Origin of the sequence: Mesorhizobium escarrei, assembly GCF_935825525.1 — a bacterium.
GTDB classification, from domain to species: Bacteria; Pseudomonadota; Alphaproteobacteria; order Rhizobiales; family Rhizobiaceae; genus Mesorhizobium; species Mesorhizobium escarrei.
Window position 1 is genome coordinate 31,276 of sequence record NZ_CAKXZT010000152.1, and the last position, 13,785, is coordinate 45,060.

Consider the following 13,785-nt stretch of genomic DNA (forward strand, 5'->3'; position numbering starts at 1 on the left):
TCGGTAGCTCCTCGCAACAATCCAGAGGGATCGCCTACCGATCGAGATAATCGGCGATTTTCGATGTCCATTCACTGTCGAAATGGCGAACCCGCTCTGCGACGATTTCATTACTCAGCAGGCTCGACAGGGCAGGAACCAAAACCGGCTCTATCGTTGCAACGGAGCTATATCGAAGAGCAGTCAGACGTTCCGACCATGGTGGATGGTCCGCCTTCTCGTCATCGGGGGCGTCCCAGGCCTTCAGTGCATATTCTTGAAGGAGGCTCGTGCTCGACATGCCGTTGCACACGGCCAGAACTCTATCAAGCGGCGGGCGAGGGGGTGCCATCGCGCCAAGCAACTCACTCTTTAGCGGATTGTAGACCTGGTCATTGAAGAACTTGTCGGCCGCTGCAATCAGGAGCAGGGCGCGTGCTGCTTCGTACGAATCGCCTGACATTGCCGCATGACGATCGGCATCGATTTCCGCTCGGCGCGATAGCCGTATTCCTTCACGTTCCAGAGAGTACGACAGCGGAGCCAGTATCCAGTAAAACAGGCTGCCGGAAACGGTCTTTCCGGGAGGAGCATGTTCGAAGATCAAATCGAAGCTTTTGTCGAGCTCGGCGAGATTAAGGCCGCCGTTTGTATCGCTGTTTTGCAGATGAGCGTTTTCGTGAGCAAGGATTGCCGAAAATGCCTTTTCGTCGGTCACGGCAAGCAACGGGATACCGACGGTCAAGATCGCTCGACGGCCGAGCAGACCCAGAAACGGGCGCTCTTCCCCTATGCTGGCGTTCAGGTCACTGCTCAGCACAATCGTCGTCCGGCTGGCGCGATGTTTGCCGGCAACGCTTTCCCACACTGCCCACAGTTTTGTCTCCGATTCCCGAGTAATTCCTTCCACCCTGCTAGGCCGAAAACCGGCAAACAATGCTCCAATTAACAGAACGAAAGCCAGCATTGCAGCCGGTACGGCAATAACAACGCCCGCGATAACCGCGAGCGGATGCCGGTCAAGGAGCAGCAGCCAGAGGAGCACCGGGCAGAAAAGCGGCAGAACAAAAAGCAGGACAGCAAATCTGCCGAAGCGCTCTCCCGTGTAGAGGACCAGGCGCGGCATCAGCGCCTCACAACGGAATGTTGTCGTGCTTCTTCCAGGGGTTCTGCATGTCCTTGTTGCGCAGCATGCGCAGCGCACGAGCGATGCGGCGGCGGGTCGAATGCGGCATGATCACCTCGTCGACATAGCCGCGCTCGGCGGCGACGAAGGGCGACAGGAAGCGATCCTCGTAAGCCTTTGTATGCGCTGCGATCTTCCCCGCATCGCCGATGTCCTTGCGATAGATGATCTCGACCGCGCCCCGGGCGCCCATCACTGCGATCTGCGCGGTCGGCCAGGCATAGTTCATGTCGCCGCGCAGATGCTTTGACGCCATCACGTCATAAGCGCCGCCATAGGCCTTTCGGGTGATGACGGTGATCTTCGGGACCGTCGCTTCGGCATAGGCGAACAAAAGCTTGGCGCCGTGCTTGATCAGCCCGCCATATTCCTGCGCGGTACCGGGCAGGAAGCCTGGAACGTCGACGAAGGTGACGATCGGAATCGAGAAACAGTCGCAGAAGCGTACGAACCGCGCCGCCTTGCGGCTGGCGTCCGAGTCGAGCACGCCGGCCAGCACCATCGGCTGGTTGGCGACGAAGCCGACCGTGCGCCCTTCGACGCGCCCGAAACCGGTGACGATGTTTTTTGCAAAATCCTGCTGGATCTCGAAGAAGTCACCCTCGTCGGCAACTTTAAGGATCAACTCCTTGATGTCGTATGGTTTATTGGCGTTGTCGGGGATCAATCGGTCGAGCGACAGATCGTGATCGGTGACCGACTGATAACATTCGATCTCGGGGATTTCAGCCGTGTTGGAGGCAGGCAGCAGATCGACCAGTCGGCGCATCTGCAGCAGCGCCTCGACGTCATTGTCGTAGGCGCCATCGGCGATCGAGGACTTCGTCGTGTGGACGAAGGCGCCGCCGAGGCTCTCGGCGGTTACCGTCTCGTTGGTGACGGTCTTCACCACGTCCGGGCCGGTGACGAACATGTAAGAGGTGCCGCGCACCATGAAGATGAAGTCGGTCATCGCCGGCGAATAGACGTCGCCGCCGGCGCAAGGACCCATAATCAGTGAAATCTGCGGGATGACGCCGGAGGCGAGCACATTGCGCTGGAAGATCTCGGCATAGCCGCCAAGTGCTGCCACGCCTTCCTGGATGCGGGCGCCGCCGGCGTCATAGAGGCCGATGATCGGCGCGCGGTTGCGCAGCGCCATTTCCTGCACCTTGACCACCTTTTCGGCGTGGGCTTCTGACAGCGAGCCGCCGAACACGGTAAAGTCCTTGGCGAAGACATAGACCGGCCGGCCGTTGACGGTACCCCAGCCGGTGACGACGCCGTCGCCGGCGATCTTGGTTTTCTCCATGCCGAAATCGGTCGAGCGATGCTCGACATACATGTCGAACTCCTCGAACGAGCCTTCGTCGAGAAAGACATCGATGCGTTCGCGCGCGGTGAGTTTGCCCTTCTTGTGCTGAGCGTCGATACGGGCCTTGCCGCCGCCCATGCGCGCCATGGCGCGGCGGCGCTCGAGTTCCTTCAGCACGTCCTTCATCGCTCGATCCCCAAAAGAAGCTGATTTGTGGTAATCATGGCGGCAAGCGAGCGCAAGCGCCGCTTTTCGGCCTGCTTTGTTTTCGCAAGCTGGCCGTGCTTTCGCCGCCGATCTCGATAGGCTGGCGGGCATAGCTGGCCGTCTGTTACGGTGCGCTTACCAACCGCCCCCGCTTCGCTTGCTGGGGCAGCGCCCGCGCTCGATGTCGAGATTGGCGATTTGGAAATGGGCTCCACGGCGCGGAACGAGGAATAGCATGTTCCCCTTGCGGACACGATCTGCCTCTGGGGCGGATCGAATAGCCTTCAACAGCGAAACTTCTTGGCAGGCATTCGCCGGATATGGCAAACTGAACTTATGAAGAACAGCATAGAAATATCCGAGGATTTGAACCGCCGGATCGACATGTTGGCCTCGCGCTCAACCCTGACTCGCGATCAGATCATTGAGGACGCGCTGTCCCATGGCCGTTCTCTGGCGTGGCAGGAAAAGTGGATCGCCGGTGTTCAGGCGGGGATCGAGGCCGCCGACCGTGGAGACTTCGCAAACGAAGAAGAGATCGCGGCGGTTCTCAACAAATACGGTCAGGCATAGCGGTCGGTGCGAATTGTCTGGACCCGACACTATCTGATCGAGCTTGCATCAATCGGCGACTACATCGGCCAGCATAACCCGCGTGCTGCCGCCCGCCTCGTCAATGACATTCATTCAAAGACTGCTCGGCTGTTGTCCGCCAAATCCGTTTATCGGACGTGTCGGCGAGATCAACGGCACTCGTGAACTGGTGATCTCCGGCACACCCTACGTCGTCGCGTATCGGGTGAAAGACACTCAAATAGAAGTTCTGTTCGTCCAGCATGGGGCGAGGGAATGGCCGGGAGAAGTTTGAGCAGACGTTCACGGCTGCTCGTCTTGAGTGTTTTCGCTGCGCTGCAATATAGCGGCCCTTGCATTTCGCGGCGAACTGGGCCATATGCGGCGGCATAGGCGCTTGGGCCGGGACCTATCCGGCCTTCTCGACGAATGAGACTGGTTGCGTCTGTTTTCCCTCTTTCCGACCATATCGGCAAGGCGGCGAAAAAGCCCCGTGGCATGATGCCTGCGGGCACGACAGCGCAGCCGTGCGGACGATAGCGTCCGCCCGCCTTGTCGTTTCATGACAGTTTTTCGACGGCAGGTTGCGCCCTGCCGCCATCGATGTTTGCGGCCAGGAGCCGCGTGAAAGAAGAATATTTTGACCAACGAAAACACTTTGACCGGCAACAACACTCTGACCGGTAAAGACACTGGGGAGCTTTCGGGTTTCGCAGCGCTTGGAATTACGGGCGCGCTGCTCAAGGCCGCCCATGGCGCAGGCTTTACCGATCCGAAGCCGATCCAGGCCCAGGCGATCCCGCCGCAGCTGGAAGGCCGTGACATTTTCGGCATCGCCCAGACCGGTTCGGGCAAGACCGCGGCGTTCGCGCTGCCGATCCTGTCGAAGATCATCGCGCTCGGCACCAAGCGCCGGCCGAAGACCGCTCGTGCGCTGATCCTGGCGCCGACGCGTGAGCTCGCCGTGCAGATCGAAGAGATGATCAAGCTGCTCGCCAAGGGCGCGCATGTCTCGACAGCACTCGTGCTTGGCGGCGTCTCGCGCTTCAGCCAGGTGAAGAAGATCGCTCCCGGCGTCGACATTTTGATCGCCACGCCCGGCCGGCTGACCGACCTGGTGCGTGAGGGCGACCTCATTCTTGCCGACACCAAGTGGCTGGTGCTGGACGAAGGCGACCGCATGCTCGACATGGGCTTCATCAACGACGTCAAGCGCATCGCCAGGGCGACCGCGCCGGACCGTCAGACGGTGCTGTTCTCGGCGACCATGCCGGCCGAAATCGCCGAATTGGCCAAGGGCCTGCTGAAGAACCCGATCCGCGTCGAAGTGGCGCCGCACAGCACTGCGGCGGCCGAGATCGTACAGGGCGTCGTCTTTGCCCGCACCAAGCAGAAGCGCCAGGTGCTGGCGACGATGCTCGCCGACGAGGCAATGAAGTCCGTCATCATCTTTTCGCGCACCAAGCATGGCGCCGACAGGGTGACCAAGGACCTCGAGCGCGATGGCTTCAGGGCCGCCGTGATCCACGGCAACAAGTCGCAGAACGCCCGCCAGAAGGCGCTGAACGATTTCCGCGAGGGTTCGGTGCGCATTCTTGTGGCGACTGATATCGCGGCGCGCGGCATCGACGTGCCCGGCATCAGCCACGTGGTGAATTTCGACCTTCCGGACGAGGCGGAGAGCTATGTCCACCGCATCGGCCGCACCGGTCGTAACGGCATGGACGGCATCGCCATCACGCTTTGCGACCCGTCCGAGAACAGCAAGCTGCATCAGGTCGAGCGGATCATCCGCACCAAGCTGCCGATCGTTGCCGATCATCTCGGCAGTCCCGACCCGCAGCGCAATCCTGCCGAAAAGAATGAGCGCAGCTTCGAGCCGGCCAACGACCGCAATGGTCGTCGCGACGGCAGGCGGCCGGGCGGCCAGAACAACGGCAACAAGCGCTTCGGCGACAAGCCGGCCTTCGCCGGCGAGCGCAAGCCGGAAGGCGCCAAGGCGTTCAAAGGCAACAACAAGCGTCGTTTCGGCGGCAAGCGGCCAGCAGCGCGGGCTGCGTAACCAGATAGTGCACCGGCCCGCGCCTGTCGGGTCGGCTCGGCTGCTCACAATTGAAAAGGCGATCGGAGCGATGCTTCGGTCGCCTTTTTTGCCTGAGATCTACTTCGCCACCGCCTGTACCCACACGACAATGCGCTGCGCGAGGAAAGCTGTGGTTGTTGGCGACAGCGCGTCTCCGGCAATGACATGATTGTCCCGATCGCCGGTATCGTCGACCGTCACCAGTTCGTGCGCCGCGCCCCAGCGCCCGGCGATGTCACGGGTGCGGTCCGGCCGCACGATCCTGTCCGAATCGGAAAAGATGAACAGGGCAGGGATGGTCGCCTTCTCCACTGGCGCGCCATAGGCTAGCTCGGTCAGCGCCACCATTGGCAGGGTCGCCGCGATCGGATAGCGGTAGGTCCAGAATTTCTCGTGCAGCGCATTGCGTGGCACGAAGCTGCGCTGCTTGCCGGCGACCAGCTCGGCGATCTCTCGGCCCCACGGCATGATCAGAAGTTCGGCGCCGGAAGCCTTGACGCCGAAATTCGGCGAGATGAACGCTATTGCCGCCACCCCGTCCGATGCGCCCGGCTGCGTCGCAGCCCAGGCTGCCAGCGAGCCGCCGGTCGAGGTGGCGATGACGATCACCTTGTCGCCGATCGCTCGGCCGATGGCGAGCGCTTCCTCATAGTCGTTGATCCAGGCGTTGACGCTGCCGTCCGCCATTGCGGCACCGCCCTGTCCGTGGCCGGTGAGACGGGTGTAGTAAAGATTGGCGTCGAGCTGGTCGGCCACTCCGTCGGGAAGCGGACGAACCTCGCCCTTCGACGCCGAAAAGCCGTGGATATAGACGATCGACAGCGGCGTTCTGGCGTGAACCATCGGATTGGCCCAGATGATTTCTTTTTCCAGCCCGTCGTGGATATCAGGTAAGGCCGCCTCCTTGCGTGCCAGATAGGCTTGCGGGTCATCGCCGATCACGGAAGGATCGAAGCGGATCGTGGTGTCGGCTGGGACGCGCGGGCCAAAGAGGTAGGCAAGGACGAGAATGATTGCGAGACCCAATACCGCAAGCACGATCCGTCGCCCCATCGCAGACTCCATGCAATAAATCTCAACCTATGGCCACGATGGCAAACAGGCAACGACGTCCCGCTGGCGGCGGGATCACCAACTTTGATGGCCGGTCTATTCGCTCGGCGGCTTTCGGTCGAAATTAAGCGGACGCGCCTTCCAGCGGGTCGCGGTGCTGATGACCCATCGGCAGAACGGTCTCGGCAGGATTCTGAGCAGCTTCAGGCCCCAGCACAAGCGCCACGGGAAGGTGACTTCGAACCCGCCGGACTTGATGCCGCGCGCCATGCGGCGCGAGGCGCGATTGACGGGCATCAGCCCGGGCATCGGCAGCAAATTCTTCTCGGTCAGCGGGGTGTCGACGAAGCCCGGGTTTATCACCTGGATGCGGACATTCATCTTGTCGAAATCGTACTTCAGCGACTCGGCGAGGATATTGATCGCCGCCTTGGTGCCGCCATAGGCGGCCGTGGTCGGCCAGCCGAAATAGGCAGTGACCGAACCGACCAGGACGATATGGCCGCGCGCGCGGACGCGCATGCGCTCGATGACCGGCACCAGGCCGTTGATGATGCCGAAATAATTGACATCGAATGACTGGCGAAATCCACGGACAGTGAGGTCTTCGCCGGCGGTCGCAATATAGCTCCCGGCATTGAACACGGCCAAGACGATCGGGCCTAGATCCTTCTCGATCGCCGCGACCGTCCTTGCCATACGTTTTTCGTCGGTGACGTCGCAAGGATAGGCCGTGACGTGGCCCGGCATCTGCGCCGTCTCGACAACCAGCGTATCGATCGGATCGTCGTCGAGCGCCGTCACCGCGACGACATAGCCTTGCGCCGCAAGGTCCTTGGCCAGTGAACGGCCGATGCCGCTGCTGCCGCCGGTAATCCAGGCGACGCCGTGCTTCGGGTCGGCCCGATAGAGTGTCATGCTATGCCCTGCGACTTTTTGTTGGCCTGTGCTCTAGCGGTGAAGAAATCCGATGAAAAGAGCGCTTTTCAATGGTGAGCTTCAATGATTGGCGGAACGCAACATCTGTTTTAGGAAATTGCAGCCCGGAAATGCCGCTGGACCAGGCAAATTCTTGCCTTGAAACCCAAGCTTCGGGTTTCTAGGGTTCGGCCGCAAGCATAAAGGAATCTCCATGCCCCGTTCTGTGATCGAAGCGATCGGCAATACGCCTCTGATCCGCCTCAACAAAGCCTCGGAAGAAACCGGCTGCGAGATCCTGGGCAAGGCCGAATTCATGAATCCGGGCCAGTCGGTCAAGGACCGTGCCGCGCTGTTCATCATCCGCGACGCCGAGCAGCGCGGGCTCTTGAGGCCGGGCGGGATCATCGTCGAGGGGACGGCCGGCAACACCGGCATCGGATTGACGCTGGTTGCCAAGGCGCTTGGCTACCGCACCGTGATCGTCATCCCGGAGACGCAAAGCCAGGAGAAGAAGGACACGATCAGATTGCTCGGCGCCGAGCTGATCGAGGTGCCTGCCGTTCCCTACAAGAACCCCAACAATTATGTGAAACTGTCGGGCCGTCTGGCTGAGCAGATGGCCCGGTCCGAGCCGAACGGCGCGATCTGGGCCAATCAGTTCGACAACGTCGCCAACCGTGACGGCCATACCCGCACCACGGCGGAAGAAATCTGGGCCCAGACCGGCGGCAAGGTCGACGGCTTTGTCTCGGCGGTCGGCTCCGGCGGAACGCTGGCCGGCGTCGCCTTCGGGCTCAAGGCCAGGAGCAAGGACGTCAAGATCGCGCTCGCCGATCCGCTCGGTGCGGCGCTCTATAGTTTCTACACCACTGGCGAGCTGAAATCCGAAGGCAGCTCGATCACCGAAGGCATTGGGCAGGGGCGGGTCACCGCCAATCTGGAAGGGTTCACACCGGATTTCTCCTTCCAGATTCCGGATGAGGACGCGCTGCCTATCGTCTTCGACCTGATCCAGGAGGAAGGCCTGTGTGTCGGCGGCTCGACCGGCATCAACATTGCCGGCGCGATCCGGCTGGCACGTGAGATGGGTCCCGGCCACACCATCGTGACCGTGCTTTGCGACTATGGCACGCGCTATCAGTCGAAATTGTTCAACCCGGAATTCCTGCGTCAAAAGCAGCTGCCGGTGCCGGGCTGGATGGAACAGCGGAGCACAATCCCGGTGCCGTTCGAAGAGGTTGCGTGATGGCTTACAGGACGGATGCCCTGTTTCGCGACGACGCCTATCTCAGGACGGCTGATGCCGTGGTTGTCGCCGTCAACGACCGTGGCGGCATCATTCTCGACCGGACGATCTTCTATGCCACGTCGGGCGGGCAGCCTGGCGATACGGGCACGCTCGAACGCGCCGATGGCAGCCTGATCGCTGTTGCCGCCACCATCACCGGTGAGACCAAGGATGACATCATCCATGTGCCGCCGCCCGAGCAGGCGGTACCTGAGGTCGGTGAGCCGGTAAAGCTTGCCCTCAATTGGCAGAGGCGGCATCTGCTGATGCGCATGCACACAGCCTGCCATTTGCTTACCGTCGTCTGCCCGTTCCTGATCACCGGCGCCTCGGTTTCCGAGGACGACAGCCGTATCGATTTTGATATTCCGGATGCCGGCTTCACCAGGGAAGATGTGACGGCCCGCCTGATGGAATTGGTGCGGGCCGACCACCCGGTCCTTGTCAGGCTGATCACCGACGAGGAACTGGCGGCCAATCCGGGACTGGTGAAATCGAAAAATGTTCGGCCACCCGTTGGCACGGGCAAGATCCGCCTGGTCTGCATTGGCGAGAACGCCTCGATCGACAGCCAGCCTTGCGGCGGCACCCATGTGAAGAGCACTGGAGAAGTCGGCGAGATCCATATCGGCAAGATCGAGAAGAAGGGTCGCGAGAACCGGCGCTTCCGAATTCGCTTTGGACCAATGCCGCCGGCCTGATAAACAGCCGGCCTCATAAACAGATTGTCAAAGGCGGGCAGGAGAAGAAGAATGGCCGAAGACAGCCCTTTCACCGTCGATGCGGACTGGTTGCAGAAGCGCCTTGGCGAGCCTGGCCTGACCATCGTCGACGCGTCCTGGTATTTGCCGGCTCAGAAGCGCGACGCGCGCGCCGAATATGACGCCGCGCACATACCGGGCGCCCGTTTCCTGGATCAGGATGCGATCTCGGATCCTGATTCGCCACTGCCGCACACACTGCCGTCGCCGCAGCATTTCGCCCAATATGTCGGCGCCATGGGCATTTCGGCCGACGACACCATCGTTGTCTATGACGGCCCGGGCTTCTTCTCGGCGCCGCGCGCCTGGTGGATGTTCCGTGTCATGGGGGTGTTCCAGGTCTACATATTGGACGGTGGCTTCGATCGTTGGAAAGCGGCTGGACGGCCGGTTACGGCGGAGCCGACGAAGATCGCGCCTTGCGTGTTCCATGCCGACTTCGATGCCGCTCGCGTCGCCAGCCTGGCCGACATGCGCCGGATCGTCGAGACCGGAAAAAGCCAGATCGCCGACGCGCGTTCGCCTGGCCGGTTTGCCGGTACCGAGCCGGAGCCTCGCGCCGGCGTCCGCTCAGGCCATATGCCCGGCGCGCACAATGTGCCGTTTTCGGCACTTGCCGAGGACGGCGAGCTGCTGTCGAAAGACCGGTTGCGCAAGGTGATCGAGGACACCGGCATCGACCTGTCAAAGCCGGTTGTCACCTCTTGCGGCTCAGGCGTTACGGCGGCGGCGATCACGCTGGCGCTCGAGACGCTAGGCCACACCGACAACAGGCTCTACGACGGTTCCTGGACCGAATGGGGTGGGCTTGGCGATACGCCCGTCGTCACGGGCAAGGACTGACTGTGATGGAAAACGGCGCGCTTGAAGACATCGAGGTCACGGTGACGTTTCTCGAAATGCATGCGCCGCCGGCCTATTCGCCGCCGCTGCCGTACAACCGCCAGATCGCATTGCTGAAAACCAAGGACATTCCGCTGCATTTCTACCGCTATTTGATGGATCGGGTGGGCCGCAAATGGCACTGGGTCAACGTGCTGAGGCTGAGCGACGACGAGCTTTCTGCAGGCATCCACCGCGAGGACCGCGACATCAGGGTGCTCTATCTCGACGGCTCGCCGGCCGGCTTTTTCGACCTGAAGCCGCATCTGCCGGGAGAAGTGGAACTTGCCTATTTCGGCATGATGGAGCACGCCACCGGGCAAGGCATCGGCCGCTGGTTCCTGGGTGCGGCGATCGACGCCGCGTGGTCGCACGGACCAAGGCGGGTGACGGTGCAGACCTGCACGCTCGACCATCCGGCGGCATTGCCGCTCTATCAGAAGCTCGGCTTTGAACCGGTCGCGCAAAAGAAGGAGATGGTGCATCCAATGACCTTCGCCGAGCGTGCGGCCAGCGTCATGCGGCCATGATTTTCTCCGCAAACTGAATTTCATCAATGCTTCAGCTTGGCGGTAAACTATTGGAGCGTTCGTCACGCGTCCAAGAGAATGCGTGGCGCTCGAATGGCGATGGGAGGATCAAACGATGGCGATTCGTGTGGTGATGGCCGGTGCGACCGGCTGGGTCGGCAAGGCACTGGTACCGGCGATCGGGGCGCAAGGCGACATGGAGCTGGCCGCGGCCGTGTCACGCAGCGGTGCTGGGCAGGATTCCGGCCTGCTGGTCGGCATGCCGGCCAACGGCATCATCGTTTCCGCCTTGCTGGCCGAGGCAATGGAGGTGCCGTCGGACGTGTTGGTCGACTACACCAAACCGCATGTCGTGAAGGACCATGCGCTGCTGGCCATCGAAAAGGGACGGCACGTGGTGATCGGCACGTCGGGGCTGGGTTCGATCGAGTTCGGCGAGATCGACGCTGCAGCCCGCGCCAATCGTGTCGGCGTCATTGCCGCCGGCAATTTTTCGATCACCGCCACGCTGATGAAGCGGTTTGCCCTGATGGCGGCGAAATACGTGCCGGATGTCGAGGTCATCGACTATGCCAGCGCCAGGAAACCTGACGCGCCGTCCGGCACGGCGCGCGAGCTTGCCGAAGCGCTGGCCGATGTCCGCAGAGCTTCGACCGCGCGGCCGGTCTCGGAGGTCTCCGGTGTGCCGGGAACGCGCGGTGCGGCCGTCGGCACGGGCGAGGGGGTGCAGGTGCATGCGCTTCGCCTGCCTTCCTACATCCTGTCCTGCGAAGCGCTGTTCGGCCTGCCCGACGAGCGGCTGACCATCCGCCACGACGCCGGCTCGTCCGCTGCCCCTTACGTGGCCGGGACGCTGCTCGCCATCCGGCGGGTACAGGAGATCACAGGGCTGGTGCGCGGTCTCGACGCGCTGATGGACTGATCCGAATTGGCAGGAATCGGGTGGGAGGCACTGGCGCAGCGGCGTAATTTCCGGTCGACGATACCGGAGATTTCGCCATGGCCATTCAGTTCAAAGCATTGCCCACGGAAAATGTCAAAGCCTTGCAGCGCGGCGGGCCGGACGCCTACGGCCTGATACCAGAGCGGAGAATATCCGACGGCGACGGCGTGCCTTGCCGCCACTGCCTGAAGAACGTCGCCGCTGGAGAAGCCTACCTTGTCCTGGCTTATCGGCCATTCCCGGAATTGCAGCCTTATGCCGAGACCGGGCCGATCTTCCTGCATGCCGAGCACTGCGAGCGCGCTGCCGAAGCCGCGGCGCTTCCCGAAATTCTCGAAAGCACTGACTACATCGTGCGCGGCTACGGTGGGGACGACCGCATCGTCTACGGCAGCGGCGGCATCATCCCGACAGTCGCTATCGCGACGCGGGCCGAGATTTTGTTCGAGCGCGACGACATCGCCTATGTGCATGTCCGCTCGGCACGCAACAATTGCTATCAGTGCCGGATCGAGCGCGCGTGACCGGATCGGTGGCAGCTGTCGCACGCCTGTCGCAATGTCGCGTTATGGAATGATTGTCGATCGATTTGCCGACCGCGGATGAACCGGCGGGAGATCTCGATATCAGAGGAAGCGGGGCTTTGGCTCCGCTTTTTTTCTGCCCGCGTTTTTCGTCACCCGAAGTATTTCTTCACCCGAAGAAAAGCCCGCCGGGATGACCGACGGGCTTTGACTGCTGTCTGGACGGCTCGAAAATTAGTTGAACTTGTATTTCGCACCGATGCGAACGGTGTGGAACGAAGGCGTGGAGGTGAGCGTGTCGTCCGGCAGCCCGAGATCCGATGAAAAATCCTTCTCCGAGAACTGCGAATAGCGGTACTCGAGGCCGACGGTCACGTTGCTGGACATGGCCGTTTCCAGACCGCCGCCGACCGAGAATCCGCTGGAGTCCCAATCGAGGATGTCGCCGATGGGCGAGGACGCATTCAGATCGAAATGCTGCCAGCTGTAACCGCCGAGCACATAGGCAAGTGTCGATTCGTTGACTTTCATACCGACGCGGGCAAGCACATCGAAGCCGTAATCGGTATCCAGATTGATCGATCCGCCTGGAACTTCCAGCTCGGAAGTCATGCCGGAGTAGCGGGCATCCACCATGACACCTGCGACCCAGCTGCCGAAATCATGGTCATAGCCGACGTTCAATTCGCCGAACACACCTTCACCGCCGAGCCCGTTGAACTCGAGGCCGCCAAGCGGCGGGACCTCGATCTGATGCACCGATGCACCCGCGCCGGCGGCGCCGCCGACGTAGAAGCCGGTCCAGTTGTAGGCAGGCGCTTCAAAAGAGGCGACGCCGCCATTCTGGGCGCCAAAGCGATAGTTGGCCCCGACCTGGAACGTATGCCGCGACGTGTCGAGATTGAGGGCGCCATCCGGCGCACCGAAATCGGAAAGCAGATCATCATTAGTACCGAAGCGGGTATAGCGATATTCTGTCTTGATGGTCCAGTTACTGTTGATGGCCGTTTCAACGCCGGCTCCGACGAAGTAGCCGCTCTGGTCCCAATCCAGGTCAAAACCAGCGTTGGTGTCGAGTTTGTATTTCTGCCAGGAATAGCCGCCGAGCACATAGCCCAAAGTGTTCGGCGTGAACAGGTAACCGGCCCGCAGACCAGCGTCGAAACCGTAGGTCTCGCGGACCGAAGCCTCGAATCCAGCTACATCGAGCGTGGTTTCAATGTTGCCGATATGGGCGTCCAGGAGTCCGCCGATCAGGAAGCGCGGCGACACCATATAGTCGTACCCGACGGTCAGTTCACCGTATACGCCTTCACCACCAATGCCGTTCAATGAGAAGCCGGGAAGGAAATCGCTGCTGAGCTCGTGGACATTGGCGCCGGCGCCAACGCCAAAGCCGACATAAATGCCACTCCAGTTGAAGGCCGACGTCTCGACGACCGGCACAACCGCGTCGGCGGCATGAGAAACCGATCCGAGCGCCAGTACGGAAACCGCGCCAAGAAGGAGAGATTTTGCGAATCGTTTGTTGATCATTGCCCGTGCCTTTTGAAAAACCCGT

The 13,785-nt window shown here is 61.5% G+C and carries 14 protein-coding genes and 1 pseudogene; 10 read left to right on the plus strand and 5 right to left on the minus strand.

Features of this window, described 5'->3' with window-relative positions:
• Window positions 1–34 precede the first annotated feature (34 nt).
• Both NMG80_RS27385 and NMG80_RS27390 read right to left on the minus strand, forming a co-directional pair.
• Window positions 35–1,105: a M48 family metallopeptidase gene (locus tag NMG80_RS27385; protein ID WP_254020998.1), complete on the minus strand. Its 1,071-nt coding sequence runs from the start codon at window positions 1,103–1,105 to the stop codon at window positions 35–37.
• A 7-nt stretch (window positions 1,106–1,112) separates the two neighbouring features.
• Window positions 1,113–2,645: an acyl-CoA carboxylase subunit beta gene (locus NMG80_RS27390; RefSeq protein WP_254020999.1), complete on the minus strand. Its 1,533-nt coding sequence runs from the start codon at window positions 2,643–2,645 to the stop codon at window positions 1,113–1,115.
• Window positions 2,646–3,002: 357 nt separating this feature from the next.
• Between NMG80_RS27390 and NMG80_RS27395 the strand changes: the two genes are divergently transcribed.
• The 4 genes and pseudogenes from NMG80_RS27395 to NMG80_RS27405 all read left to right on the plus strand — a co-directional run bounded on the left by NMG80_RS27395 (window position 3,003) and on the right by NMG80_RS27405 (window position 5,301).
• Window positions 3,003–3,239 carry a transcriptional regulator gene (locus NMG80_RS27395; RefSeq protein ID WP_077377608.1) on the plus strand — a complete coding sequence of 79 codons (237 nt, stop codon included), beginning with the start codon at window positions 3,003–3,005 and terminating at the stop codon, window positions 3,237–3,239.
• Between the two features lie 6 nt (window positions 3,240–3,245).
• Window positions 3,246–3,320 (plus strand): annotated as a pseudogene (locus tag NMG80_RS38010) (type II toxin-antitoxin system RelE/ParE family toxin); the annotation flags it as partial.
• Between the two features lies 1 nt (window position 3,321).
• Window positions 3,322–3,534, plus strand: coding sequence for a type II toxin-antitoxin system RelE/ParE family toxin (locus NMG80_RS27400; RefSeq protein ID WP_436798695.1), 213 nt, complete (start codon window positions 3,322–3,324; stop codon window positions 3,532–3,534).
• Between the two features lie 363 nt (window positions 3,535–3,897).
• Window positions 3,898–5,301 (plus strand): DEAD/DEAH box helicase, encoded by a 1,404-nt coding sequence (locus NMG80_RS27405; protein ID WP_436798701.1) that lies wholly within the window; start codon window positions 3,898–3,900, stop codon window positions 5,299–5,301.
• Between the two features lie 99 nt (window positions 5,302–5,400).
• On the opposite strand, the gene NMG80_RS27410 is transcribed toward NMG80_RS27405, so the two are convergent.
• Window positions 5,401–6,375 (minus strand): alpha/beta hydrolase, encoded by a 975-nt coding sequence (locus NMG80_RS27410; RefSeq protein WP_254021001.1) that lies wholly within the window; start codon window positions 6,373–6,375, stop codon window positions 5,401–5,403.
• Between the two features lie 96 nt (window positions 6,376–6,471).
• Window positions 6,472–7,293, minus strand: a complete 822-nt coding sequence (locus NMG80_RS27415) for an SDR family oxidoreductase (RefSeq protein ID WP_254021002.1) — start codon at window positions 7,291–7,293, stop codon at window positions 6,472–6,474.
• 214 nt (window positions 7,294–7,507) lie between these two features.
• On the opposite strand from NMG80_RS27415, the gene NMG80_RS27420 reads away from it, so the two are divergent.
• The 6 genes from NMG80_RS27420 to NMG80_RS27445 all read left to right on the plus strand — a co-directional run bounded on the left by NMG80_RS27420 (window position 7,508) and on the right by NMG80_RS27445 (window position 12,224).
• Window positions 7,508–8,542 carry a cysteine synthase A gene (locus NMG80_RS27420; RefSeq protein ID WP_254021003.1) on the plus strand — a complete coding sequence of 345 codons (1,035 nt, stop codon included), beginning with the start codon at window positions 7,508–7,510 and terminating at the stop codon, window positions 8,540–8,542.
• Entirely contained in the window at window positions 8,542–9,285 is a 744-nt protein-coding gene (locus tag NMG80_RS27425; RefSeq protein ID WP_254021004.1) for an alanyl-tRNA editing protein, read from the plus strand. The genes NMG80_RS27420 and NMG80_RS27425 overlap by 1 nt, the downstream gene beginning before the upstream one ends.
• A 51-nt stretch (window positions 9,286–9,336) precedes the next feature.
• Complete coding sequence (gene sseA, locus NMG80_RS27430; RefSeq protein ID WP_254021005.1) at window positions 9,337–10,188, plus strand: 3-mercaptopyruvate sulfurtransferase; 852 nt, start codon at window positions 9,337–9,339, stop codon at window positions 10,186–10,188.
• Window positions 10,189–10,193: 5 nt separating this feature from the next.
• On the plus strand, window positions 10,194–10,757 hold the full coding sequence (locus tag NMG80_RS27435; RefSeq protein ID WP_254021006.1) for a GNAT family N-acetyltransferase: 564 nt from the start codon (window positions 10,194–10,196) through the stop codon (window positions 10,755–10,757).
• 115 nt (window positions 10,758–10,872) lie between these two features.
• The gene (gene dapB, locus NMG80_RS27440) at window positions 10,873–11,679 is read left to right on the plus strand and encodes a 4-hydroxy-tetrahydrodipicolinate reductase (protein ID WP_254021007.1); all 807 of its coding nucleotides are present in this window, start codon (window positions 10,873–10,875) and stop codon (window positions 11,677–11,679) included.
• 77 nt (window positions 11,680–11,756) lie between these two features.
• Window positions 11,757–12,224 carry a DUF1203 domain-containing protein gene (locus NMG80_RS27445; protein ID WP_254021008.1) on the plus strand — a complete coding sequence of 156 codons (468 nt, stop codon included), beginning with the start codon at window positions 11,757–11,759 and terminating at the stop codon, window positions 12,222–12,224.
• A 234-nt stretch (window positions 12,225–12,458) separates the two neighbouring features.
• On the opposite strand, the gene NMG80_RS27450 is transcribed toward NMG80_RS27445, so the two are convergent.
• Window positions 12,459–13,760 carry an outer membrane protein gene (locus tag NMG80_RS27450; protein ID WP_254021009.1) on the minus strand — a complete coding sequence of 434 codons (1,302 nt, stop codon included), beginning with the start codon at window positions 13,758–13,760 and terminating at the stop codon, window positions 12,459–12,461.
• Between the last annotated feature and the right edge of the window lie 25 nt (window positions 13,761–13,785).

What these genes read in the sequence shown, in the direction of transcription:
- sseA (WP_254021005.1), top strand. Translation starts at nt 9,337, where the DNA reads ATGGCCGAAGACAGCCCTTTCACCGTCGATGCGGACTGGTTGCAGAAG.
- NMG80_RS27435 (WP_254021006.1), top strand. Translation starts at nt 10,194, where the DNA reads ATGGAAAACGGCGCGCTTGAAGACATCGAGGTCACGGTGACGTTTCTC.
- NMG80_RS27395 (WP_077377608.1), top strand. Translation starts at nt 3,003, where the DNA reads ATGAAGAACAGCATAGAAATATCCGAGGATTTGAACCGCCGGATCGAC.
- NMG80_RS27415 (WP_254021002.1), bottom strand. Translation starts at nt 7,293, where the DNA reads ATGACACTCTATCGGGCCGACCCGAAGCACGGCGTCGCCTGGATTACC.
- NMG80_RS27385 (WP_254020998.1), bottom strand. Translation starts at nt 1,105, where the DNA reads ATGCCGCGCCTGGTCCTCTACACGGGAGAGCGCTTCGGCAGATTTGCT.
- NMG80_RS27410 (WP_254021001.1), bottom strand. Translation starts at nt 6,375, where the DNA reads ATGGGGCGACGGATCGTGCTTGCGGTATTGGGTCTCGCAATCATTCTC.
- NMG80_RS27425 (WP_254021004.1), top strand. Translation starts at nt 8,542, where the DNA reads ATGGCTTACAGGACGGATGCCCTGTTTCGCGACGACGCCTATCTCAGG.
- NMG80_RS27420 (WP_254021003.1), top strand. Translation starts at nt 7,508, where the DNA reads ATGCCCCGTTCTGTGATCGAAGCGATCGGCAATACGCCTCTGATCCGC.
- NMG80_RS27450 (WP_254021009.1), bottom strand. Translation starts at nt 13,760, where the DNA reads ATGATCAACAAACGATTCGCAAAATCTCTCCTTCTTGGCGCGGTTTCC.
- dapB (WP_254021007.1), top strand. Translation starts at nt 10,873, where the DNA reads ATGGCGATTCGTGTGGTGATGGCCGGTGCGACCGGCTGGGTCGGCAAG.
- NMG80_RS27390 (WP_254020999.1), bottom strand. Translation starts at nt 2,645, where the DNA reads ATGAAGGACGTGCTGAAGGAACTCGAGCGCCGCCGCGCCATGGCGCGC.
- NMG80_RS27445 (WP_254021008.1), top strand. Translation starts at nt 11,757, where the DNA reads ATGGCCATTCAGTTCAAAGCATTGCCCACGGAAAATGTCAAAGCCTTG.